This is a genomic window from Stenotrophomonas sp. 3diitr2024 (assembly GCF_042136455.1).
Lineage (GTDB): Bacteria > Pseudomonadota > Gammaproteobacteria > Xanthomonadales > Xanthomonadaceae > Stenotrophomonas > Stenotrophomonas sepilia.
In genome coordinates, this window is the sequence record NZ_JBHHMJ010000087.1 from 1 (window position 1) to 2,379 (window position 2,379).

The window sequence follows — 2,379 nt, forward strand, 5'->3', positions numbered from 1 at the left end:
AAAAAGGGGACGGAGGGGATTAAGTCGTTTATGCATTAACGACTTAATCCCCTCCGTCCCCTTTTTTCAACGTGCCAGCCAGCGGCGCGCCATGCGCTGCATGGATTCATCCGATTCGGGGTCGGCCGCGACTTCGGTCACCGGCCGCCAGGCCAGGTCGAGCGATTCCTCGCTGAGCACGAAGGCCTCGCCACCCAGCGCCCGGATCACGAAACGCACGTCGTAGTGCCAGTGCCCCGGCACGTCCTTGCGCTCCGGAATCCAGTGCTTGTCCAGATCGAAGATGGCCGGGTCTTCCAGTACCAGGCCGCTCAGCCCGGACTCCTCCTCGGCTTCCTTCAGCGCCACCTGCGCCAGATCACGGTCGCCGTCGGCGTGACCGCCCAGCTGCAGCCAGCGCTGCAGCTTTCGGTGATGGGTGAGCAGCAGGCGCTGGCCGTCGGCACTGACCAGCCAGCAGCTGGCGGTGAAATGCCCGGCCAGCCGTTCGCGACGGAACGGATCTTCTGGATCGTCCAGCAATGTGCCGAATTCGGCAGCCAGTGCATCGTGGGCGGGCTCGCGGCGGGCGTAGTCCCGCAACAGGCCGCGCAGGCGATCGTCAAGCACGGCAAGGGTTTCGGCGGTCTGGCGCATGAATGGGGGCGGTTCGGAAAAATACTGCTCATTATCGCCGTTCATTGTTGCGATTGCGCTTGTGCGTTGGCTTCAGCTTTGGCTAAGGTACAGCGGGCCGTTCGCACGCCCTTCACCATTCAAGGTTGCCGGCAACGTATCGGCGGCCCACCCCATCCGATCATTAGGAAGTACTGCATGCTGAAAGCTCTGTTGAGGGTCAAGCCGGTCCAGCCGGCCGGGCACGTCGATGCCGGCGAACCCATCGAAGGCAGCCTGGACGGCGAAGCCACGTTGAAACGGACCCTCACGGCTAAACACCTCATCCTGCTGGGCGTGGGTGCGGTGATCGGCGCTGGTATCTTCGTGCTGACCGGCCAGGCCGCGGCCAACCACGCCGGCCCGGCGGTGATGCTGTCCTTCGTGCTGGCCGGTTTCGCCTGTGCCCTGGCGGGCCTGTGCTACGCCGAGTTCGCGGCGATGATGCCGGTCTCCGGCAGTGCCTACTCCTACTCCTACGCCACCCTCGGCGAGGGCATGGCCTGGTTCATCGGCTGGTGCCTGGTGCTGGAGTACCTGTTCGCCTCGGCGTCGGTCGCGGTGGGTTGGTCGGCCTACCTGATCAGCTTCATCACCACCACGCTGCACATGCCCTTCCCGGACCTGCTCAGCGCCGCGCCCATCGCCTGGACCGGCAGCGAGTTCGTCTCTTCCGGCAAGCTGTTCAACCTGCCGGCAGTGCTGATCGTGGCGGCGGTGTCCGGCCTGCTGTACGTGGGCGTGACCCAGTCGGCGTTCGTCAACGCCATCATCGTGGCGATCAAGGTCACCGTCATCTGCCTGTTCATCGGCATCGGCGCGGCCCACATCGATCCGGCCAACTGGCAGCCCTTCATTCCGGAAAACACCGGCGTGCCGGGTGAGTTCGGCTGGAGCGGCATCTTCCGCGCGGCCACCATCGTGTTCTTCGCCTACATCGGCTTCGACGCGGTTTCCACCGCCGCCGGCGAAACCAAGGATCCCCAGCGCAACATGCCGATCGGCCTGCTCGGCTCGCTGGCCGTGTGCACCATCGTCTACATCATCGTCTGCGCGGTGCTGACCGGCATGATGCCGTACCACCTGCTGGGCACCGACAAGCCGGTGGCCACCGCGCTGGAGCCCTACCCGACCCTGTCCTGGCTGAAGACCCTGGTCGAGATCGGCGCCATCGCCGGCCTGTCCTCGGTGGTGCTGGTGATGATGATGGGCCAGACCCGCATCGCCTACACCATTTCCCGCGACGGCCTGCTGCCGAAGTTCTTCGGCAAGGTCCACGCTCGTTTCCGCACCCCCTATTGGGCCACGATCGTGGTCGGCGTGATCGCCGCCGCACTGGCCGGCCTGGTGCCGCTGAACGTGCTGGGCGAACTGGTGTCGATGGGCACCCTGTTGGCCTTCGCCACGGTCTGCATCGGCGTGCTGGTGCTGCGCTATACCAAGCCGGAGATCCACCGCCCGTTCCGCGTGCCGGCGGTGTGGATCATCTGCCCGCTTGGCGCTGCGGCCTGCCTGTTCCTGTTCTGGCAGGCGTTCGTGGTGCACTGGCACCTGTTCGTCGGCTGGACCGTGCTGGGCATGCTGATCTATCTCGGCTATGGCATGCGCAACAGCAAGCCGACCTACCCCGCTGCCGCGCTGCGCAATGGCGTGCAGGGCAGCGTGATCGCCAGCCTGAATGTCGATGCCCGCGGCCAGGTCACCAATGCTGCGATTGTTTCGCGC

The 2,379-nt window shown here is 65.4% G+C and carries 2 protein-coding genes; one reads left to right on the plus strand and one right to left on the minus strand.

Features of this window, described 5'->3' with window-relative positions:
- Window positions 1-66: 66 nt before the first annotated feature.
- A complete protein-coding gene (locus ABGA94_RS01935) occupies window positions 67-681 on the minus strand; it encodes an NUDIX hydrolase (RefSeq protein ID WP_005416355.1) in 615 nt (204 codons plus the stop codon).
- Window positions 682-813: 132 nt separating this feature from the next.
- Between ABGA94_RS01935 and ABGA94_RS01940 the strand changes: the two genes are divergently transcribed.
- Window positions 814-2,379, plus strand: a 1,566-nt coding sequence (locus ABGA94_RS01940; protein WP_375366228.1) for an amino acid permease, incomplete at its 3' end; no start/stop codon positions are given.